This is a genomic window from Mesorhizobium sp. M8A.F.Ca.ET.207.01.1.1 (genome assembly GCF_004794715.1).
Classification (GTDB): domain Bacteria; phylum Pseudomonadota; class Alphaproteobacteria; order Rhizobiales; family Rhizobiaceae; genus Mesorhizobium.
On the sequence record NZ_SRUS01000012.1, the window covers coordinates 48,050 to 69,973 of the forward strand.

The window sequence follows — 21,924 nt, forward strand, 5'->3', positions numbered from 1 at the left end:
TGTCATCGAAGCGTTGTTAAAGGGTGCCGGCACTATCCGGGCGCCCGAGGACACTGAAGGTCAGCGCATCAGGACAATCTGAATATCGGCAACATTGGTGCCGGTCGCGCCGGTAATCAACAAGTCCCCTGAGCCAGCAAGCGCCCGGTAGGAATCGTTGTTCTCCAGGCTGCCGAGGGGATCGAGGCCCGTCTTCCGCATCCGGTCAAGCGAGCCAACATCAACTATGCCGCCCGCTGAATCCGTCGGTCCGTCAAGACCGTCGGTTCCACCACTGAGAAAAACCCATGGTCTGCGTATAGGCAAATGTTCGTTCAGCAGAGCAAAGCATAAGGCGAGTTCCTGATTACGCCCGCCGGTCCCACTACCCCTCACCTTTACGGTGGTTTCCCCGCCAAAGACCAGTGCCACAGGCGCATTGTGTTCGGCGGCCGTGCGTGCGCGTTTGTGGAGCGTGGCTGCAGCAGCAAGGACATCTCCGCAAAGCCAGTCATTTGGGTGAACCACGGAATGAAACCGGATGCGGGCCTTGTCAGCTACCCTTCGCTGACTGATCAGATTGCTCCCGACAATGACATTCTCGACATTGTCGAAATCATACGCGGCCTCGTGAGGTACCGCTTGGAACTCATCAAGCCGGCAATTCAAAGCGGTGGTTAACTTCGGCCGCAGTCCATATTTATCAAGCACCTCAACTGCTCGTCGGGCCGAGACATCGGGCATCGCGGTCGGTCCGCTGGCGATTGCCGAGACTTTGTCGCCACGAACGTCCGAGAGAATTAATGATAATACGCGGGCTTTTCCCGCCAAACGGGCAAGCTGGCCGCCCTTAAGTCGCGAGAACAATGGCCGGACGGAATTGATCTCGCCAATGTCCGCCCCGGAGTGAACCAATACTTTGTTGAGGGCTATCTTGTCGGCGAGTTCGATGCCCAACGGCGGCGCACACAGCAAGGCCGAGCCGCCACCGCTGACCAGAACAAGAACCAGGTCGCCGTCCCGCGCGCCCGCAACGGCATTCTCGATCGCCGCTGCGCCCGCAATGCTGCCCTGATCCGGGATCGGGTGGCCGCCGGTGATCACCTGGACCCCATCAATGGGGTCGATGTTCTCGTGATTGGTGAGGGCGATGGCCCTCTCCAACTTGTCGCGGACAAAAGGCAGGGCAGCCCGCGTCATGGAGCAGGCTGCCTTGCCGAAGGCGACCAGAATGATCCGCGACGCCCGCTCGAGCAGCTCACTGCGCTCAAGCAACGCCGCGGACACTGCGTGTTCAGGATTTGCTGCCGCCACGCCGTCGCGAAACAGGGCTACAGCCTCTTGGCGAAGGGCCTTGAGCACGCCAGCCGATTGGATGACCACCTAGGTCACCCTGTCGGGCGGTTGACGCCCCTCGGAGAAGGCGATCAGGTTGTCCACCGCCTTCATCCCCATCGCCACGCGTGTCTCTTCGGTGGCAGAGCCCAGGTGCGGAAGCAGAACAACATTGTTCAATCGCAAGAGCCGTTCGGGGACGAGAGGCTCTTCGGCAAATACATCCAGGCCGGCGCCAGCGATGGTGCGGTTCTCGAGCGCCTGAATAAGCGCATCCTGATCGACAACGTCACCTCTGGCCGTATTGATCAGAAATCCCCCGGGCTTCATTGCGCCGATGCGCTTGACGTCGATCAAGTGTCGATTTTCGGCCCCTCCGGGGCAATGCAGCGACACGAAATCCGATCGATTGAGGACTTCTTCGATGCTTGATACCTGCGTGGCAGCCATCGCCCGGAGCTCATCATCATCCACGCGCGAGCGATTGAAGAATATGATGTCCATGCCAAAGCCGAAACGGGCACGCTTCGCAACTGCCTTGCCTATGCGCCCCATCCCGATGATGCCTAGCGTCTTGCCCGAAACTTTGGCGCCAATCATATGGGTCGGACACCATCCCGACCATTTTCCCGCCCGCAATTGGCGTTCGCCCTCGCCGGTGCGCCTCGCAACCGCGAGCAGCAAGCTCAGGGCAATATCGGCGGTGCAATCCGTCAGTACGCCTGGCGTGTTTGTCACTAGGATGCCGCGCTGCCTGGCGGCATCGAGATCGATGTGACTGAACCCAACTCCGAAATTTGCGATCAACTTGGTGCGCCCGTCCTCATCGGGAAAAACAGACGCGGGCAGCTTGTCGCTGACCGTCGGCAGAATCGCATCAAAGCCCGCCATCGCGGCCTTGAGCTGCGTCGATGTGAAAGGAATATCTCCCTGGTTCAGCGTGACGTCGAAGCGTTCCGCAAGGACGCGCTCGACAGCGTCGGGCCAACGCCTCGTCACAATTATGCGCGGCTTCATGCGAGTTCCTCGCCGGTTGGATAAGGATCGCCCGTCAAAACCAATCCCGATTGCACGAACTCGGATCAGGCGGCTTTCATTTGCTCGGCGAGCACGCCGGCCACTGTAGCGCCGAACGCGGCGGGTGTCGGCACAATGGTCACGCCGGCGTCACGCAGGATCTCCACCTTCTCCTGTGCAGACTCGCCGAAGGCGGAAATGATTGCTCCGGCATGGCCCATACGTCTTCCCTTCGGCGCAGAGAGCCCGGCGATGTAGGCGATCAACGGTTTCTTCATATTCGATCTGGCCCACTCGGCGGCCTCGGCTTCTTGCGATCCGCCGATTTCACCAATCATGACCACCGCGTCGGTGTCATCATCCTTCTCGAACAGTTCAAGAATGTCGCGGAAGGACGACCCATTGATCGGGTCGCCGCCGATGCCGACGCTGGTCGATACACCGATGCCGAGCGCCTTCATCTGCGAGGCCGCCTCATAGCCGAGCGTGCCGGAGCGGCCGACGATGCCGACGCGGCCGGGCAGGTAGATGTTGCCCGGCATGATGCCCATCAGCGCCTGTCCCGGCGTGATCATGCCGGCGCAGTTCGGGCCGATCAGCCGCATTCGGTCCTCGAAGCGGTAGCGGCGCATGTAGCGCTTTACCTGCATCATGTCCTGCGAGGGGATGCCGTCGGTGATGCAGACGCAGAGTTTGATGCCGGCGTCGGCGGCTTCCATGATCGAATCTGCGGCGAAGGGCGGTGGCACGAAGACGATGCTCGCTTCCGCGCGGGTCTCACGCACGGCGCCCTTGACCGTGTTGAAGACGGGCAGGCCGAGATGCGTCTGGCCGCCCTTGCCGGGCGTGACGCCACCAACCACCTTGGTCCCGTATCGCTGCATATCCTCGGCATGAAAACTGCCGATCTTCCCGGTAAACCCCTGGACGATGACGCGGGTGCTGCGGTTGAGCAGGATTGCCATTTTCTCGACCTCCCTCAGGCTGCTTTTTTCTTGGTGGCCGCGCGCCAGGCGGCGACGGCCTTTTCGGCGGCTTCCGCCAGCGTGTCGGCGACAATCACCGCCTCGCCTGAATCGGCCAGGATGCGGCGCCCTTCCTCGACCTTGGTGCCGGCAAGCCGCACCACCAGCGGCACGTTGACGCCGACTTCCCGTATTGCCTTGATGACGCCCTCCGCAACCCAGTCGCAGCGGTTGATGCCGGCGAAGATGTTGACCAGGATGGTCTCGACATTCTTGTCGCCAAGCACGGCGCGGAAGGATTTCGCCACCCGCTCGGGCGAGGCGCCGCCACCAATGTCGAGGAAGTTGGCCGGCTCGCCGCCGGCGATCTTGATCATGTCCATCGTCGCCATGGCGAGGCCGGCGCCGTTGATGATGCAGCCAATATTGCCGTCGAGGCCGACATAGGAGAGGCCGCGGTCGCTGGCGAAGGTTTCGCGTGGGTCTTCCTGGCTCTTGTCGCGCAGTTCGGAGATTTCCGGCCGCCGGAACAAGGCGTTCTCGTCGAACGACATCTTGGCGTCCAGGGCCATCAGATTGCCGTCTCCGGTGATGACCAATGGGTTGATTTCCAGCATCGCGGCGTCATAGTCGCGAAACACCCGATAGCAACCCAGAAGCGTCTCGGTCGCCTTTCCGATCAATTTGGTTTCCAGGCCCAGACCAAAGGCGATTTCGCGCGCCTGGTATTGCTGCATACCCGTACCGGGATCGACTGTTGCCCGAATGATCGAGTCAGGCTTTTTCTCCGCGATTTCTTCGATCTCCATGCCGCCAGAAGCGGAAGCTATGATCATGACCCTCTCGGCCTTACGATCCAGCACAAAGGCGAGATAGATTTCCTGTTGGATCTCGACCGTCTCCTCGATATAGAGCCGCGATACCAGCTTGCCGCGTGGGCCGGTCTGGTGGGTCACCAGCTTCCTGCCCAGCATGGACTCGGCGGCATCGCACACCTCCTGATCGGAAGCACAGACTTTGATGCCGCCGGCCTTGCCGCGAGCGCCGGAATGAACCTGCGCCTTGACGACCCATTTGCTGCCGCCGATTTCGCTGGCACGATACGTTGCCTGCTCGGGGCTATAGGCCAGCCCGCCGCGCGGCACATGGATCCCATGACGGGAGAGCAATTCTTTCGCCTGATACTCGTGGATGTCCATGTCGAACTCCTCCTCAGTTCTGTGCGGCTTCGCGTAAATGCATCGGACGCTCGATGGCTTCGTGCGTGACCAGGACGTTGCGCGCCATGCGTTCCGATGCAGCGTCGATCATCTTGCCATCCAGAGACGCAGCACCCTTGCCCTGCTCCTCCGCTTCCTTGAGCACTTCAATGATCCGCCTGGCCCGCGTCACCTCCTTTTCCGGCGGTGAGAAGACGTCGTTGGCGAGCGCGATCTGCGACGGGTGGATCGCCCATTTGCCTTCGATGCCAAGGGCAGCGGCGCGCCTGGCGCCGGCGATGTAGCCCTCCGGATCGGAGAAATCGCCGAACGGCCCGTCAATGGCGCGCAGGCCATAGGCGCGGCAGGCGACGGTCATCCGCGATAGCGCGAAATGCCACTGGTCGCCGGGATAGTCGGGATTGAGGCCGCCAATGTTGACGGTGCGCGCCTTGCAGCTTGCCGCATAGTCGGCGACGCCGAAATGCATGGCCTCCAGCCGGCCGGGCGTGGCGGCAATCGCCTCGACATTGGCCATGCCGAGCGCGGTCTCGATCAGCGCCTCGAGGCCGACGCGGGTCTTGAAACCCTTGGCCATCTCGATCTGGTTGACCATGGCCTCGACCATGTAGAGATCGGCCGGGACGCCGACCTTGGGCACCAGGATGGTGTCCAGCCGGTCGCCGGCTTGCTCCATCACATCGACCACGTCGCGGTACATGTAATGGGTGTCCAGCCCGTTGATGCGCACCGAGACGGTCTTGCCCTTGGCGCGCCAGTCGATGTCGTTGAGCGCCTGGATGATGTTCTTGCGGGCGCGTTCCTTGTCGGGCGGCGCGACCGCGTCCTCGATGTCGAGGAAGACGAAGTCGGCGGCGCTGCTGGCCGCCTTGTCGATCATTTCCGGGCTGGAACCGGGAACCGCCAGCTCGCTGCGCTGCAGCCGCAATTTTTTCAAATGGTTGATGGTGTGGCTCATCGTCGGTTCCCCTCAGGCGGCTTCGGCGACCGGCATCGCGGCCGAGGCGCGGAAATGCTGGATGGCGGCGCCGACGCCGGAGCCCGGCGCCAGCTTGACGCCGCAGTCGAGCAGCGCCAGTTCGGCGGCGGACAGTGACGCCAGAACCATCACCTCGTTCAGCCAACCGAGATGACCGATGCGGAAGACCTTGCCCATCACCTTGTTGAGGCCGCCGCCGAGCGAGGTCTGATAGGTCTGGTAGGCGCGCTTGACGACGTCACCGCTGTCGATGCCTTCCGGCACCAGGATGGCGCTGACGGTGTCGGAGTGCCATTTCGGCGCCTTTGCGCACAGCTTCAGGCCCCAGGCGTCGACCGCCTTGCGCACGCCTTCGGCGAGGCGATGGTGACGGGCGAAGATGTTGTCGAGCCCTTCCTCAGCGATCAGATCGAGCGAGGCGCGCAGGCCGCGCAGCAGCTGTGTCGCCGGCGTGTAGGGGAAATAGCCGGCATCGTTGGCGCGGATCATGTCCTCGAACGAGAAATAGCAGCGCCGATGGGTCGCCTCTCTAGAGGCGGCGATGGCTTTTTTGCTGACCGATAAGAATCCGAGACCCGCAGGCATCATGAAGCCCTTTTGGGAACCGCTGACGGCGCAGTCGACACCCCATTCTTCCTGTCGGAAATCGATTGAGCCGATCGATGACACACCGTCGACGAAGAGCAGCGCAGGATGACCAATCGCGTCGAGTGTGGCACGGCAACCAGCGACATCACTGGTCACGCCGGTGGCGGTTTCGTTTTGCGTACAGAACACCGCTTTGATCTGGTGCCCCTTATCGGCCTTCAGCCGCTCGGCGTAGAGCTCGAGCGGAACACCGGTCCCCCACTCGCAATCGATTGCATCCACAACGAAGCCGAGACGGTCGGCCATGTCGATCCAAAGGTGCGAGAACTGGCCGAACCGTGACATCAGCACCCCGTCGCCGGGGCTCAGCACGTTGGTCATCGCCGCTTCCCAGGCGCCAGTGCCTGACGAGGGGTATATGAAGACGCGGCCGGTCTCGTTCTTGAACACCTTCTTGATGTCTTCAAACAACGGCAGCGTGAATTCCGGAAATGATCCGGCGCGCATGTCCTCCATCGGAACATTCATCGCCTGCCGGACCCGTTCAGGAACGTTGGTCGGTCCTGGGATGAAAAGATGGTTGTATCCGGCCATGACAGATTCTCCTCATATCGGCTTGGCGAATCCCGGCTCTGAAGGCATCGCCTGGTTCCGATTGGAGCATAGATATCTCGGCCCATTCGAAACAACACCCATCCGGGGAGAAAATACAAAGATCCCGCCTCGAAATAGGCCCATATGAGCACTCCATCATGACCCAAAAGGGTAGGACAAACCTACCCTTTTCAATTATACCGCACGCAAGACCACTGACAGTTATCAGTATGACTGTCTGTACTAGCCAGAGAAATTTGTGAATGACTTCGATGTTTTTTTTACAACTAGAATTTTAAATAATATTGACCTGAGGTGCCGATATCTCTTTGGAACAATAAATCCGAGATAATATTTTTTGAATTATATTTTCCATCCGGAGCGAATCGACGTGATTGAGCGCCAGCTCGTCACTATGCATCTGTCGACGACAGGTGCGGCGTTGATGGCACATGGCCAACAACAGTCGGCTCCCGTTTGCAAACGTGGTCCGACCCGCTTCAAGCGATCTCTGAGCCTCTGGCGGAACCAGAACGACCAGTGCATCGAGCATGCGCCGGGGAAGCAGGTCCTTGCAATCACTCATTCGGCAGAAAACGGAGCTGATCGTCACATGCTGACCGTCAACCGCAACCGACGGTTCGTCGGCCTCAGCCGCCCATTCTTCGTAAGAATCCAATGCATCCTGGAAAGACAAATGAAGCCCGAATGGGGCATGCCCGTCGTGAAGCGGCGGCAGAAAGCGCGACGCCTCGCATGAGCCACGTTGATGAAATCCGCCTGGGCAAACGTTGGCAATTTCCATGGAAATGACGAACTCCGCGCTCGGCGTTTCGCAAAGACATGCCTGCATATAGCACCTGTCTCGCAGGAGACGTTCTGCCTTTATCGGCCCAACCATAGCTTAACCAAACGAATACTACAAATAATATTTCTTTCTTAAAAGGAATATTTCTAAATCACCGGCGGGTGCGTGTTCGACCCAAAAGCGTGCTGCATCGCGGGCGTCTGGCGCGCGAAATCGGACAGGCGCATGCTGGAGCCTGATGGCAAGAACAAACCCTGCGTGAAGCGGCCTTCTTCAATGACCGACCGCCTGCGCCAGAACGTGGAGTGAATGACACCAGGTCGTCTGCCGGACTTAGCGGATAGTTTGCGGCACGCCCCGCTTCTTCTCTGCAGCATACAGCGCCACGGCCATAGCACGATTGCGTGCATCGAGCTTGTCGTAGAGATTTTTCAGATGGTATTTGACCGTGTTTTCGGAAAGACCGGTGCGCGTCGCGATCTGTAGATTGGTCCAACCGTCCGCCAGAACGGCCAGCAACTCTCGCTCCCGCGGTGTAAGTTTTGACAACGGTGTATCGTTAATTTTGGCGACATCGATGAAAGGTATGCAGATCCTGCCTCTCGCGACGACGAGTAACGTTTCGAAGAGAATACATGGATCGTCGAACTGATAGCAAAAGCCTTGTGCTCCCATGCGAACGCACTGTTTCAAAATGGCGGTGTCGTGCTCATTGGAGAAGACCACGACACGCACGTGAAGCTCGAGCCTTCGCAACGCGGCCAGGACCTCGCCACCATCCATATCTGACAGCTTCCAACCGACGACCGCGACATCAAAGGCGCAGACCGGCTCGGAAGCCGCCTTGATGAAGGCTTCCCCGCTCTGAACGCATTGTGCGAGTTCAAAACGCTGATCCTTGTTTATCATGTCGCAAAGGGCACTTAAGACCAGCGGGTTGCGGTCCGCGATCATAACCTTGAATCTGTTCACTTCGGCCATGGGTATTGTCGATCCTGAACCCGGTTTAATCGTAGATGGGGAACCTGCGCACCAGCGTGCCCACTTCTTCGCGAACTTCGTTCTCGACGGCCTTGTTGCCTTGTTCCCCGTTTGCCAGAAGCCCGTCGACAACCTTCATCGTCAATTTCCCTACCTGACGAAATTCTTCGGCCATGAAGCCGCGCGTCGTACAAGCGGGGGTCCCGAGCCTGATCCCAGAAGTGACTGCAGGGGTCTGCGGATCGAAGGGGATACCGTTCTTATTGCAGGTGATGTGAGCGCGACCGAGAGCGGCTTCCACAGTCTTTCCGGTCAATTGCTTGCGGCGCAGATCGACGAGCATCAGATGGGTGTCCGTGCCGCCGGACACGATGTCCACCCCACCAGCCGCGATGGTTTCGGCCAGAGCCTTGGCATTTGCGACAACATTGGCGGCATAGGTTTTGAACGCGGGCTTCAACGCCTCACCGAATGCAACCGCCTTGCCTGCGATAACATGCATCAAGGGTCCCCCTTGGATGCCTGGAAACACCGACGAGTTGATCTTCTTCCCAATCTCCTCGTCATTGGACAGCACCATGCCACCGCGCGGACCTCTCAGCGTCTTGTGCGTGGTGGTGCTCACGACATGCGCGTGCTGCAACGGATTGGGATGTACCCCGCCTGCAACCAGACCGGCAAAATGGGCCATGTCGACAAAGAGTTTGGCGCCAACTTCGTCACAGATGTTGCGGAAGATTTCGAAATCGATGATGCGAGGATAGGCCGAGCCGCCAGCCAGAATGAGTTTCGGCCGATGCTTGATTGCGAGATGACGCACCTCATCATAGTCAATCCGCTGATCCTGCGGCCTCACGCCATAGGAGACAACGTTGAACCACTTACCCGATTGGCTGACTGGAGATCCGTGAGTGAGGTGGCCGCCGGCGGCAAGGTTGAGCCCCATGAACGTGTCACCCGGCTGCATCAGCGCCATGAAGACCGACTGGTTCGCCTGGCTGCCAGAATTGGGCTGCACGTTGGCATAAGTGCAGTCGAACAGCTCCATGGCACGATTGCGGGCCAGTTCTTCTATCTCGTCGACATACTGGCAACCGCCGTAGTAACGCCGGCCAGGATATCCCTCGGCGTATTTGTTGGTCAGGACAGACCCTTGGGCCTCCAGCACCGCCTTTGAAACGATGTTTTCCGAAGCGATCAGTTCGATCTCGTCCCGCTGCCTTTGCAGTTCACGATTCATCGCGGCGTCGACGGCCGGATCGGATTCTGCAACGCCTGTGCGAAAGAACTGGCCGAGGCTGCCAAGGTCCGGTCTTGTCGGAATATTCATTTGTGTCCTCCTTATTCAGTACAATAGCGAGCTCTGATGCTAGCCGCTCCATCCAAGGCCAGCGGATATGCAGTTGATCGACAACAGAAGCGCATTGATTGCCCGCTTAGGACTTGGCTTCGAACCATCATGCGTTCGGACCTCATGCAGTAACTTCACCTGAAGCTTGTGGATGTCGTCCATCTGCGGTCGGGTTCGGTCGAAGTGGCGCTTAAACGCAGGAAAGCGTCGCGACAGGTCGACCGGGCCGGTGATCTCCCCGATTATGCGGCGCGTCAGCTGATATTCGGCAGCAATCTTCTTATGGATGCGCTCGCCTGTCTCAGGATCAGTGACAAGCCCGGCATATAGGCGGCCAATTTCCATGTCAGCCTGGTATAGCGTCTTGTCCACCTCATCGACGATCAGGCGGAAGAAACGCGAACGCTCGAACATCTGCTTCAGCAGATTAATGCCATGATCGCCTCGCACGGAGACGAACGAATTCAATGCGCTGCCGATACCGTACCATCCCGTCAGAAGATGACGGTTCTGGCTCCAGGCAAAGACCCACGGTATGGCTCGAAGATCAGCAAGGCTGCTTGCACCAAAACGACGCGGAGGTCTCGACCCGATCTTCAGGAGGGCGAGCTCTTCGACGGGACTCGCCTGGTTGAAATAGTCGATGAATCCCGGCTCGTTGATCAGGCTGGCATAGGAGGCCTGCGACATGCCGGTCAGGGCATCGAGCGCTTCTTCGAATTCCGGATTGTCCTTAAGTTCGGCCTCGTCGGCCGACTTGACGCTGTGGGCCAATACACTCGCGGCGAGGATTTCGAGCTGATAGAGCCCTGTTCCGCGATTGGCGAATTTCGAAGACACCACCTCGCCTTGTTCAGTCACGCGCATCACGCCACCAACTGTTTGCGCGGGCTGGGCCGCGATCGCCCTTCCAGTCGGCGCACCGCCACGGCTGACCGATCCACCACGACCATGGAAGAAGCTGATCTTGATCTTGTTTTTCTGACCCGTCCGCGTGAGTCGTTTCTGGGCTTTGCTCAATTCCCAGTTAGAGGCGAGGAACCCGCCATCCTTGTTGGAGTCAGAATAGCCGAGCATGATCTCCTGACGGTTGGCGAAGTCACGTATCGATCGACGAACAATCGACGTCGCCAGCAATTGATCCATGATCTCTGGTGCTGAGCGCAGATCGCCAATCGTTTCGAACAGGGGCACGACCTTGAGCCTGATCGTGCCAGATCCATCGAGAGCGGTCGCCAGACCGCAATACTGGGCAAGGAGGTATACCGCCAGAATGTCCTCGGGAGACTGTGTCATGGACAGGATGAAGGTGCCGATCGACGTGTTACCACTTTCAAGCGCAGCGTCGCGAATGACATCAAACAGATCGAGGAGTTCACGGGCTTCCTCACCAAGATTGTCTCGTTTGATCTCGAGCCGTTCGCCGGCGTGAAGGCTTTCGCGTATGCGCGCCGACCACTGTGGGCTTCCAGGTTGACACGCCGGAACATGCGGCGAGGCTGCTGCGAACAGTTCCGCCAGGACGCGATTGACCACCGTCGAATTCTGTCGGATATCCAGCGACACGGTGCGAAAACCAAAAGTATCGAGCTGCCTCACCAGCGGATGGACGAAGCGTTTGGCAATCAGATTGCCTCCGATGGCGTCAAGCACCTTCGAAAGCGATAGCAGGTCCTTCCTGAAACCCTCTTCATTCTGATAGGCAACACCACTTCCCCTGCCATGCAGCGCATCAAGCCGACACAGCATGGCTGCAGCGAACTGCCGAAGAGGTTCATTCGAATTCCTCGTCGCGATCTGCTGTCCATCACCGCTTTTATCAAGCGCCACCGTCAGCGCAGATCCAAAGAACTCCGGCATATCGACAACATTGGAACTGGCACTCAAAACTGTGACCAGCCGCCGTACCTTTTCCCGATACCATTCGATGGCCGCGTTGCGACACTCAGACAAGGCAAATGCAGTGATCTTTGCCGTCACATAGGGGTTGCCATCGCGATCGCCCCCAATCCAGGAACCATAGCGCATGAACGACGGCGTCTTGAGATCATGCTGCGGATAGTGCCGGCGCAATGCTCCCTCCAAGGTCTCATAGAGCTGCGTCGTCGCCTCAAAAATCACCTCACGAAAAAAATGCAATCCCCAGGCAATCTCTCGCTCGACGGAAGGGCGCTCCAGCCTTAGCTCGCCGGTCATCCACAGGATTTCGATCTCACTCTTCAGATCGCGGACCAGAGTATCGCGCTCACGTGGCGCCCATCGCTGCTGCTCCAGTTCCGTCAATTTGCGGTAGATGCGCCGGTGAATCTCAAGCACCGTCACGCGCTTTGCTTCGGTAGGGTGCGCCGTCATCGTCGGTCCGACACAGAGCCCGTTCAGGACCTCCTGTACAGTCGCGGCCGAGTAGCCTTGCGCTGCGATCTGGCCAACCACATTGGAGAATGACCCGATCACCTCGTCGGCCCCGCCGGCCTGCTCAAGCTCCCGGCGTGAGCGCATTGCAGCCAGTTCTCTGGCAATGGCCAGGAGCTGAAACCAGATGCCAGCGGCCTGCAGAGCGGCGATGCGCCGTTCCTTTGGCAATGTGTCGAGATCGACTTGCCCATTCAGCACTTCGGCTATGTCTGGCTCGCGTTCGGCCACAACCGACAAGAGCAGTCGGAACAGCAAGCTGCGGGCATCTTCACGGAAATTCATTGGCCGATTTTCTTCCAAAACATCGCCCTGCTCGTCTCTTGGGCGATGGTCCTGTTCCGGGAGCATGATCATCTTCGTGACCCTTCGGCCCCTGGGGCATACTTGAGGGGTTTCTGATATTCCTGCAATGAATTTTATATTCATATCAGTGTAAAAGCAACGCTTCAAGTAGCATATTGTCGGCGGCGTAGGATATAATTAAATGTAATTTTTTCAGATGCTTACAGCCTATGTCCCGCTCAGCAGCACCAGCCATCCTCCGGATGGAGTCCCCGACAGGAGCGACACAGGGATCCAGCAGATCAGCTGCGGGTCTGACGCGGTTCGCCGCGCATTTGGCACATCGCCAAGCAGTTGTGTCGACGCGAACGACGAACTTTTCGCCGGACCATCGCCATTTCCCCTTTTTCAGATGACAGAGGTGGCAAGCCCCTTGGCTGTTTGCGAAGCTCCCGTTGAGGCCAGACAGATGCATCCCACTTGGCCAGAACGGTTCTTGTCGACTCTAGCTCAAAGGGGGGCGCGTCCATCCTGCTGGGGAAGGACGCCAACGAACTCATTCGCCATCATCAGGATCGTTTCCCGCACGCGAGTTTTCTAGCAATCCACAGGGAATACGAAGGCCTCGTCAACTGCCTGGCGGACATGATTGAGGGCTCGCGGCGGTGCCCCGCAGCCGCGCGCTTCCACTTTCAAGACCTTGAATTTAATGGCTTTCATAGTCGTCACAGGAACTACGAGGTCACTCCAACCATCTCGACGCTCTAGCCTCATTTCTGAAAGCGCATAACTGTTCCTTTAGGGCAGGCATTCTTTACGAGTTCGGCGGTAGGCTCGCAAACCGAAAAGTTGCCTTACAGTAAACTTTATTGCATATGGGTATTGCACTGCGCTCGAATTTCAGTTCAGTATGGCTTACTTGGCGCCAGCCTTAGGCAAAGCGCGGACGCGATTGGGACAGTTTCGGAGGAGGACTACTGATGACGGCATCCTGGAGATTTTCGACCCTGGCGGATCGCCACCGGGCGCTGGGTTCGAAACTCGAAGACTGGAGCGGCATGGGAACCGCCTGGACCTACGACAAGGATGCCGACGAGGAGTACATCGCCATCCGCACCAAGGCCGGACTTATGGATGTGTCGGGCCTGAAGAAGGTGCACATCACAGGGCCGCACGCCTCGCATCTCATCGATCTCGCAACCACCCGTGATGTCGAAAAGATCTATCCCGGCAAATCTGTCTATGCGTGCATGCTGAATGACCAAGGCAAATTCACCGATGATTGTGTCATCTACCGGATATCCACCAATTCCTGGATGGTCGTCCATGGCTCAGGGTCTGGTCATGAAGAACTGACCCGGGCGTCGATCGGCCGCGATGTTTCCGTTCGCTTCGACGACAATCTGCACGATTTGTCGCTGCAGGGTCCGACAGCGGTCGACTATCTGGCCAAGCATGTGCCTGGCATTCGCGATCTCAACTATTTCCATCACATGCAAACGCAGCTGTTCGGCTTGCCCGTGATGATCTCGCGCACCGGCTATACAGGCGAGCGCGGCTACGAAATCTTCTGCCGTGGTCAGGATGCCGGCACGATCTGGGACAGGATCCTGGACGAGGGCAAGAGCGCCGGCATCATTCCTTGCCGCTTCACCACGCTCGATATGCTGCGCGTCGAAAGCTACCTCTTGTTCTACCCCTACGATAATTCGCAAAAGTATCCGTTCGAGAATGAAGGCCCCGGTGACACGCTGTGGGAGCTCGGCCTCGACTTCACCGTCAGCCCAGGCAAGACTGGCTTCCGCGGCGCCGAAGAGCATTACCGCCTCAAGGGCAAGGAACGCTTCAAGATCTATGGCGTTCTGCTCGACGGCAAGGAGCCGGCCGACGAGGGCGCGCCGGTCTATCGCGACGACAAAAAGGTAGGCGTGGTGACCTGCGCCATGTATTCGCCGCTGGTCGAGAAATCGATGGGCATCGCCCGGCTCGACGTCGACTGTGCAGTCAAGGACACCAAGCTCGAAATCCGCAACAAGAGCGGCTCGATCAAGGCGACGGCGCAGCCGCTGCCCTTCGACGACCCCAAGAAGATCAAGCGCACTGCGAAGGGATGAGGCGTTGGACACCACGCCGGTAAAGACGATTCTCAGTCGGCCGGTCTTCGGAACATTGTCCCCGCAGACCGGAAGCCACCACCTTTTTGTTGCTGACGCGGAAGGAGCTCTTGCTATTTCAGATATGGCCGCAAGAGCGCCGGCCGGATTTTTCGAAGGCGCCGAAATCGTCTATATCCCGGATCCGGACGGCAAACACGTCGCCGCTCTCGAAGCGCTGAAGCCGGGGCAGTTTCATCAGGCGCCGTCCTTCGCCAGCCTGCTGCCGCGACTGAAACAGACGCTGAGCAACGCCCATATGGGCCTGCGCCTCTACCTCGCCGGCACCGAAGGGCTGATCGGCCAGGCCATGCAGGTGGCGCTCGAAGCCGGCATCGATCACACCTCGATGCAAACAGAGCATCGCGGCTCGTTGGCGCGGCGCATGCAGTGCGTGCACTGCAAGGGCATCACCGAGAATGTCACGACGCAGCCGGCGACCTGCGCACATTGCGGCTTGCTGCTTCTGGTGCGCGATCATTATTCGCGGCGTCTCGCGGCGTTCCAGGGCGTGTGCATCAATGCCGAGGATCGCTCGGAAATTCCTCCAATGGAGGAGGCCTTCCCATGAGCACCGGCACCACCAAGCTCGATGTTGTCGTCAGCGATGTCGTTCCGGTCAACGACCTCGTCACCCGCTTCCATTTTCGCCGCCGCGATGGCGAGCTATTGCCGACCTTTTCCGGCGGCGCCCATGTCGTGGTCGAGATGCGCGACGGCGACCTCACAAGGCTCAATCCTTATTCACTGATGGGCTCGCCGCTCGACACGCGCGAATACACCATCTCGGTGCGCCGCGACGATGTCGGCCGCGGCGGCTCGCTGTTCATGCACCGGTCGGTCAAGCCCGGCCTGGAGATGGTGGTCAGCTACCCCGTCAATCTGTTCTCGCTCGACCTCAGGGCGAAGAAGCATCTGATGCTGGCCGGCGGCATCGGCATCACGCCGTTCATGGCGCAGACCGCGCAGCTCGCCGGGTCCGGCGGCAATTTCGAACTGCACTACACCTGCCGCACCGTCTCGCTCGGCACCTATGCCGACGTGCTGCAGGAGCGCTATGGCAACCGCATCAGGCTCTATCACGACGATCGCGACGAGCGCATCGAGCTGGACCGGCTGTTGTCGTCGCAGCCGCTGGGCACGCATCTCTATGTCTGCGGCCCGGCCGGCATGATCAACTGGGTCCGCGCCCGCGCTGCAGAGCTGGGCTGGCCCTCGGAGACCGTACACTACGAGCATTTCGCGGCGCCCCAGCCCGGCCTGCCTTTCGACGTGACACTTGCCGTCAGCGGCAAGACCATCCGCATCGGCGAGCAGCAAAGCCTGCTTGAAGCCATCGAAGCCGCCGGTGTCGATCCGCCATATCTCTGCCGCGGCGGCGTCTGCGGCCAGTGCGAGACCAACGTCATCTCGTATGACGGCAAGTTCATCCACAACGACCATTGGCTGAGCGAGGAAGACCACCGTTCAGGCTGCAAGATCATGCCATGCGTCTCCCGCTTCGAGGGCAAATCGTTGGTGCTTGAACGCTGAGGCATATCGGCGCGTTCGTCGGTCAGGAGGAGGATGTTATGGGAATTGACTTTAGAAAAGAGACGTTCCGGGGCGACTTTACCTTCAGGAACAGCCCGGAGCAGATCAAGCGCTTCCCGTTTCCGTTCCACGAAGACAGCTACATGTATGCGGTCAATATCGAGCCGCATGTTGTTGGTCCCAAGGGCAGCGTGTTGGAAAACCTGATCGACGTCGACGAGCACTATGTCGCCGAGATGCAGGACCGCGCTTTGGTGCTGGCCGAGGACCCGCTGCGCTGCCAGTCGCTGCCGCACATGACGCTGGCCGGCTGGGACCTGCTTGAGCTTCTGATGGAACAGCAGGCGCTGGGTTACCCCGAGCATTTCACCCTGGAGCGAAACGGCGATCGCTGGCGCTGGATCAACCGGCCGCTCGGCATCGATGACACCTTCACCTTCGGCGACACCTCGACGCTGCCTTACGGGCCGATGGAATACATCACCCGCCAGAGCCAGGGCGATTTCTGCATCCTCGACCAGCGCGACGGCAATCTGTGGATGGATGCCGGCATGGTCACCACCCAGGCCGACTGGTCGCTCGATTTCGACATCGGCATGAACTTCTTCGAGTGGCACGCGCCAGTGCCGCTGGCGCACGAGAAGGGGATTTTCGTCAGGGCGCTGAAATTCCTCACCAATATCCAGCAGGGCAAACCGGCCAGGCGACTGAACTGGACGATGACCGTCAATCCGCGCCTCGACACCAGCCCGGAGAATTACCACAAATGGGGACCGGACCGCACCACGGTGACGCCCGAGAATGTCGGCGACAAGGTGCATCTGCGCGTCGAATTGCAGAGTTTTTGGCGGCTGCCGCGCTCCAACGGCATCGTCTTCCCGATCCGCTGCTACCTCATCAAGATGGACGAACTGGTGACGCAGCCGAAATGGGCGCGGCGCCTGCACCGCGTCATCCGCGACCTGCCCGAAGAACTTGCAACCTACAAGGGCCTTACACGCTACCGCCCGGCCCTGATCGATTGGCTGTCTAAACTCGACGACGGGAGCCCGACTTCGCCCGGGTTTGGGCCGAACTGACCCTACCGACGCAGTCGCAGCAAGACATCAGCCGGAAAGGTATCGAACTCTTGTCGATGCACTGGGTCCTGTCGGAACTTGCTTTGGAATAACGCCAAACGGACGGTTTTGATCATCTGATTTGTCTCCCCAGCTGGGGCCGCTCCAACAAAGAGTGGCCCATTTTTTACGGATTCGATCTTGCCACGATCTGACCTAGACCATTTTGTGAACACAAACACGGGCCGCAGCGGGATGATTGGCCAGAGCTAAGGTGGGATCGCAAAGCGTCATGCCAGCCCGGATGGGCGCTAACTAGGTCTTCGTCGAGGAGGTGACGGCGGCATCGGTCATCCGCTGTTTAGCGCGCCCTGTTTCTTGTTAGTCTCGAAAACCTCGGTCCCGATTGCCGGGCGCGAGATATTCTCTCACCATCAGCTCATTTGGCACAAAGCGCACTCGCATAGCGGCACGCAAGTCGAGTGGCATCTTCGCCCGCCACGCCCGGAGCCGCCGCGCATGCTCGAATTCGACACCTCCGACGCACTCGCCGCCAGAGTGGCGACCGGCGTCTGTGTCGCCATTACGCCCCCTCTCTGCCTGCACCAGGGCGCTGCCCGTATCGAGAGCGTCGAGTTGATGCCGCTGCTGGGACCCGGGTTCTCGCGCGAGCTGACCTTTCACCCGCCGCGAGAGCGGGTTACCACGGCTTCTGAAGCTTGCTGCCTAGCTCGAGCACAAGGTGGAATGCATAATGTTGAACCCTGTAGGCGAAGGTTGATTCGAAACATCGCCCGAGGCAGTGCTCCAGTTTATGAACAAGACCTCCGCCCTATTCACGAGTTGCCGGCATGGCTCCTGCCTTTAAGGCGATGGCGAAGCTCCGCATTCAAGCCATTCAAGCCAACCGCCACGTGCAGCGCGAGACGTCCCTGGGAGATAGCTCGTTGTGCGCGCAGGGAAGCCGTTACCTACAACGATGTTCTATCATGAAATGTTATTCGCTCACATGTCTTGACTTCTGCGGTCTGGATGTTAGCGTGACGGTGGACAGCGAGGAGCATATACCGCCCCGCCATTGGATTGGCTGCATTTAACGGTCGTCTAAGCGTCGTCCCCAATCTTCGTTGAGCGATCTCCTGAAGCAACCGCGGTTCAAGCAACGTTTAAGATGGACCGCGACTTTGCACCTGCTCAGGCGATGCACCCCTTGATATGTTTTGCAGTTCGTCGAGGATAGGTTGGTTGATTTTTGGAGGTAGCATTTGACCGGATCGTCGAAACGCCTGATTGTGGGAATTAGCGGAGCTTCGGGCATTATCTACGGGATACGGGCGCTTGAGATCGCACGCCGTCTGAATCTTGAAACTCACCTTGTTATGAGTAAATCAGCGAAGCTGACGGCCACGCATGAGGTCTCACTCAAGATCAAAGAGATTGAGGAACTAGCTAGCGTTGTTCATCGCAACGAAAATGTTGCCGCTTCGATTTCAAGTGGCTCATTCGAAACAATTGGCATGATTGTGGCGCCCTGCTCCATCAGGAGCCTCTCGGAGATAGCGCATGGCACTACTTCGAGCTTATTGACGCGCGCGGCAGACGTCGTCCTGAAGGAACGGCGACGGCTGGTCCTGTTGGTGAGAGAGACCCCGCTTCATCTTGGGCATCTTAAAAGCATGGTGCAGGTGACTGAAGCTGGTGCTATCGTTATGCCACCGGTTCCCGCCTTCTATATTCGCCCTCAGACGATTGATGACATTGTTGATCATACCGTGGGCAGGGCGCTCGATCTCTTTGGAATGAGGCCTCCGGATCTCGTCAGGTGGTCCGGAGCATAGGTTCCAGCACTATACGCACCCCTCGCGCACAAATGACAGCGTGAACAGTCCTGCCCGCGGCTTGCCCACTGCTGGTTTAACTCGCACCCGATCGAACTTGGGAGGACGAAATGCCCCACGTCGCAGAGAAGGACTTGTGGAGTTTTTCTCTAGAACTCTACGCCCGCCCAGGAGTGAAGGAGCGTTGTATCAATCTGCAGGATGCGCTTGGGCTTGATGTAAATATCGCATTTTTCTGCCTCTGGTGGTCCGATCCTTCAGCAACCTACCTCGACCAAAATGCGTTCGACGCAATAATTGCTCCGGCTGTGCGGTGGCACCGCACGGTGGTTCTCCCAACGCGCGCGGCCCGCAAGGCGTCAAAAGGCGGCATGGCAAACCTGCCGGCTGGACAAACAGGCGACCTCTACCGTGCACTTCTGAAGGTCGAGATTGACACCGAGCATGCCGAGCAAACGATTCTAGTTGGAGGTGCCGTCGAACATACTGGCACCCTACCGTCTGGGCTCCGGGTTTCCGCGTCAAGGGCTGCCTTGAACATCGCGCTCTACAGCTCGCATCTTGGCCGCAAGATGGATGTTCAGGACTTTGACGACATGGCCGCAATTATCGCCCTCTGTTGCGGCGTGCCGCCACTGACCGCTCTTTCACACTTGTCCGCTTCGGTATCCTCGATCGGATGATTTTATGCCTCACCGGCCACTACAACGATGGCTTACCGATAGCAGTGGCCGCTGTGAGGCTCCAGTGGGCGACCCAAGCGCGTTAGCGCCAAAGCTCTAGGTTCGGGCGGAATACCATCTAGAACGCCTCGATCGCGATGACATAGTGCGAACGAGCTGCTTCAACAAATTCGCGATTCCACGCACCGATCGGCACTGCAAATTCTTTGCCCAGCCCTGGTACTGTGCTGTGATGCCGAATCTCGCGATCGAAAAATTAATTGCACGTCGAGGCCGATCTGGAACTAGCGATTTATCGCTTTTACAGCTCGTGCCAAAATCTGGTTTCGACCGATGAGCTACAAAAGTTTGACCGTCGATGGCCAGGATGAAGTAGTCGCATCCCGTCGAGTCGTCGTGCACCTGGATGAGACCTTTGCCAAACATCTAATAGGCACCGCTAGTTATACAACCACAGACCTTTCGATAAATGTATATGATGTAGCTATCTAGCGCAAGATCGAAGTGCGGGAAGGGTGCCGTAGCCCGCTGTGCAAGGCACCTGTCATTTCGTTGAGCGGCTTCGGTTTCGACGGAAAGGTGTGGATGGCAATGAGCAGGCATTCAGTTGGACCGAGGAGAAGCGACGAGACAATGAACGCTATTTTAAAGGCGGCTGAAAGCCTGGTGTTGGAGGCTGGTCACGCAGGCTTTTCCTTTGAGGCGGTGGCACGACGAGCACATGCGGGCAAGCCAACGATCTATCGATGGTGGCCAAACAAGTTTGCTTTGCTAAAAGATATCTACGAGAGGAGAAATCATGGCGCCGCCCCAATTTTTAAAGATTCCTTTGAAGAGGACATAGCCGCCTGCCTGACGCAGGTATTTAACAGCTGGTCTCGTGGATCAGGCCAGATATTGCAGTGTATGTTCGCAGAGGCTGTGTCAGCCCCTTTAGTGAAATCGTCGCTTCGACAGGTGGTCTTTCAAACTTTTCGCCAAATGGAGACTGCCTTCACAGCAGCGATTTCCCGAGGTGAGGTGCACAGCGCTATCGATGTGCAGCATGCTATCGAAATAATAGCATCCTATTCAGTGGCGCATCTGCTCGTAGCCGATGCGGTCAGGCCAAATCTCAATCAGGTCGCATCATGGTTCGCCCACGGCATGACCGCTGGCGGCGTCGACTTGATTCAAAAACAGGTTCGCTAGCTCCTTCAGACATGTCGGGATATCGCGGGCGCGGGAAGCGGTTCTTACGCGCCAGGCCACGGCGTTCGGGTTGCCCTCATGGCTGGCATCGACAGGTGCCTTCAAGCGCATCGTTCGATCGCGGTAAATGGTGGTGCTGGACGTCAGCGTCACCAACAACAAGAGGTGAACGCAAATTCGGCTAGATGCGGCAATGTCGAATGCTGGAATTATCAGGTCGACTGGTTGGGAATTTTGAAACGCTTGCAGGCTCAAATGTGCTGAGGGCGCACTGGCGCTGTATCCCCCTTACCGGCCCATGCCCCACCTACTATCACCTTCAGCGCTCTCACGCTCGGCCACTCTAAGCTCGGCTATGGCGAACTCGCTGTTGCGCGACAGACGGTTGAAAACGCCCTCCGCGCGCTCCAGATCCTCTGCGGACACACCTTCAAACAAGACGTCGTTTACGCGGCGGACGAAGTGGTTGACAGTTACGACCGTCTCCTCGCCAACCGCAGTCAAACTGACAAGCACACTTCTGCGGTCATCGTCAGCAGCGAATTTTTGCAGGAGGCCCATACGGATAAGCCGGCCGACCTCCGTCGTTACGTGCGTCGGCGCGAGATGAATGTATTGAGCTAAACGCTTTATCGTGACGCCCTGCTCACCTTGGCGGTATGCAACGCCGGCGAGGACGGCGAACTGCGAACCGGTCAGACCGATCGAGCGACCAAACGCATCTCGGCAGACCGAAAAGCGTCCCAGCACCTCAACGAAAAGGTAAATCACCTGTCGAAAGCGGTCGTCGCTACCTTTGTACAAGAGCTCGCGGTGTGAAACGGTTAACGGGGGAGAAAAGGGCGCTGGCTGCGACTTGCGTTTTCGTACTCTCCCTTGAGCGACTTCCTTGGTCGTTGTCACTTTCGCCATCCATATACCTCTATCTGCGCAGCCGTAGGGGATAAGCGTACA

18 protein-coding genes are annotated in these 21,924 nt (G+C 58.5%); 8 read left to right on the plus strand and 10 right to left on the minus strand.

Features of this window, described 5'->3' with window-relative positions:
• Window positions 1–60: 60 nt before the first annotated feature.
• The 6 genes from EN850_RS28220 to EN850_RS28245 form a co-directional block, all read right to left on the minus strand.
• Window positions 61–1,362, minus strand: coding sequence for a DUF4147 domain-containing protein (locus EN850_RS28220; protein ID WP_135917454.1), 1,302 nt, complete (start codon window positions 1,360–1,362; stop codon window positions 61–63).
• A complete protein-coding gene (locus EN850_RS28225; protein WP_135917452.1) occupies window positions 1,363–2,331 on the minus strand; it encodes a D-glycerate dehydrogenase in 969 nt (322 codons plus the stop codon). It abuts the gene before it with no gap.
• Between the two features lie 65 nt (window positions 2,332–2,396).
• A complete protein-coding gene (gene sucD, locus EN850_RS28230; RefSeq protein WP_135880818.1) occupies window positions 2,397–3,296 on the minus strand; it encodes a succinate--CoA ligase subunit alpha in 900 nt (299 codons plus the stop codon).
• 14 nt (window positions 3,297–3,310) lie between these two features.
• Window positions 3,311–4,495, minus strand: coding sequence for a malate--CoA ligase subunit beta (locus EN850_RS28235; RefSeq protein WP_135880819.1), 1,185 nt, complete (start codon window positions 4,493–4,495; stop codon window positions 3,311–3,313).
• Window positions 4,496–4,508: 13 nt separating this feature from the next.
• Complete coding sequence (locus EN850_RS28240; RefSeq protein WP_135917450.1) at window positions 4,509–5,474, minus strand: CoA ester lyase; 966 nt, start codon at window positions 5,472–5,474, stop codon at window positions 4,509–4,511.
• Window positions 5,475–5,486: 12 nt separating this feature from the next.
• Complete coding sequence (locus tag EN850_RS28245) at window positions 5,487–6,677, minus strand: aminotransferase class V-fold PLP-dependent enzyme (protein WP_135917448.1); 1,191 nt, start codon at window positions 6,675–6,677, stop codon at window positions 5,487–5,489.
• A gap of 358 nt (window positions 6,678–7,035) precedes the next feature.
• Here EN850_RS28245 and EN850_RS36495 point away from each other — a divergent pair, with 358 nt between their 5' ends.
• Window positions 7,036–7,437: a hypothetical protein gene (locus EN850_RS36495; protein WP_189522235.1), complete on the plus strand. Its 402-nt coding sequence runs from the start codon at window positions 7,036–7,038 to the stop codon at window positions 7,435–7,437.
• Between the two features lie 381 nt (window positions 7,438–7,818).
• On the opposite strand, the gene EN850_RS28255 is transcribed toward EN850_RS36495, so the two are convergent.
• The 3 genes from EN850_RS28255 to EN850_RS28265 are packed head-to-tail and all read right to left on the minus strand — an operon-like array spanning window position 7,819 to window position 12,586.
• On the minus strand, window positions 7,819–8,466 hold the full coding sequence (locus EN850_RS28255) for a response regulator transcription factor (RefSeq protein ID WP_135906892.1): 648 nt from the start codon (window positions 8,464–8,466) through the stop codon (window positions 7,819–7,821).
• A gap of 25 nt (window positions 8,467–8,491) precedes the next feature.
• Window positions 8,492–9,796 (minus strand): serine hydroxymethyltransferase, encoded by a 1,305-nt coding sequence (gene glyA, locus EN850_RS28260; protein WP_135906890.1) that lies wholly within the window; start codon window positions 9,794–9,796, stop codon window positions 8,492–8,494.
• A gap of 39 nt (window positions 9,797–9,835) precedes the next feature.
• Window positions 9,836–12,586 carry a phosphoenolpyruvate carboxylase gene (locus tag EN850_RS28265; RefSeq protein ID WP_245521031.1) on the minus strand — a complete coding sequence of 917 codons (2,751 nt, stop codon included), beginning with the start codon at window positions 12,584–12,586 and terminating at the stop codon, window positions 9,836–9,838.
• A 908-nt stretch (window positions 12,587–13,494) separates the two neighbouring features.
• On the opposite strand from EN850_RS28265, the gene EN850_RS28270 reads away from it, so the two are divergent.
• The 7 genes from EN850_RS28270 (at window position 13,495) to EN850_RS36500 (ending at window position 20,970) form a co-directional block, all read left to right on the plus strand.
• The gene (locus EN850_RS28270) at window positions 13,495–14,628 is read left to right on the plus strand and encodes an aminomethyltransferase family protein (protein WP_135917446.1); all 1,134 of its coding nucleotides are present in this window, start codon (window positions 13,495–13,497) and stop codon (window positions 14,626–14,628) included.
• 4 nt (window positions 14,629–14,632) lie between these two features.
• Window positions 14,633–15,238, plus strand: coding sequence for a dimethylamine monooxygenase subunit DmmA family protein (locus EN850_RS28275; RefSeq protein ID WP_135917444.1), 606 nt, complete (start codon window positions 14,633–14,635; stop codon window positions 15,236–15,238).
• Window positions 15,235–16,200, plus strand: coding sequence for a PDR/VanB family oxidoreductase (locus EN850_RS28280; protein ID WP_135932934.1), 966 nt, complete (start codon window positions 15,235–15,237; stop codon window positions 16,198–16,200). The genes EN850_RS28275 and EN850_RS28280 overlap by 4 nt, the downstream gene beginning before the upstream one ends.
• Before the next feature lie 38 nt (window positions 16,201–16,238).
• Window positions 16,239–17,279 carry a DUF3445 domain-containing protein gene (locus EN850_RS28285; protein WP_135917439.1) on the plus strand — a complete coding sequence of 347 codons (1,041 nt, stop codon included), beginning with the start codon at window positions 16,239–16,241 and terminating at the stop codon, window positions 17,277–17,279.
• 1,244 nt (window positions 17,280–18,523) lie between these two features.
• Window positions 18,524–19,096, plus strand: coding sequence for a UbiX family flavin prenyltransferase (locus EN850_RS28295; protein WP_135880828.1), 573 nt, complete (start codon window positions 18,524–18,526; stop codon window positions 19,094–19,096).
• 110 nt (window positions 19,097–19,206) lie between these two features.
• Complete coding sequence (locus EN850_RS28300; protein ID WP_135917437.1) at window positions 19,207–19,779, plus strand: TIGR02444 family protein; 573 nt, start codon at window positions 19,207–19,209, stop codon at window positions 19,777–19,779.
• A gap of 633 nt (window positions 19,780–20,412) precedes the next feature.
• Entirely contained in the window at window positions 20,413–20,970 is a 558-nt protein-coding gene (locus EN850_RS36500; RefSeq protein WP_245521032.1) for a TetR/AcrR family transcriptional regulator, read from the plus strand.
• Between the two features lie 288 nt (window positions 20,971–21,258).
• Here EN850_RS36500 and EN850_RS28310 read toward each other — a convergent pair whose 3' ends face one another.
• On the minus strand, window positions 21,259–21,882 hold the full coding sequence (locus EN850_RS28310) for a MarR family winged helix-turn-helix transcriptional regulator (protein WP_135917433.1): 624 nt from the start codon (window positions 21,880–21,882) through the stop codon (window positions 21,259–21,261).
• Window positions 21,883–21,924 lie beyond the last annotated feature (42 nt).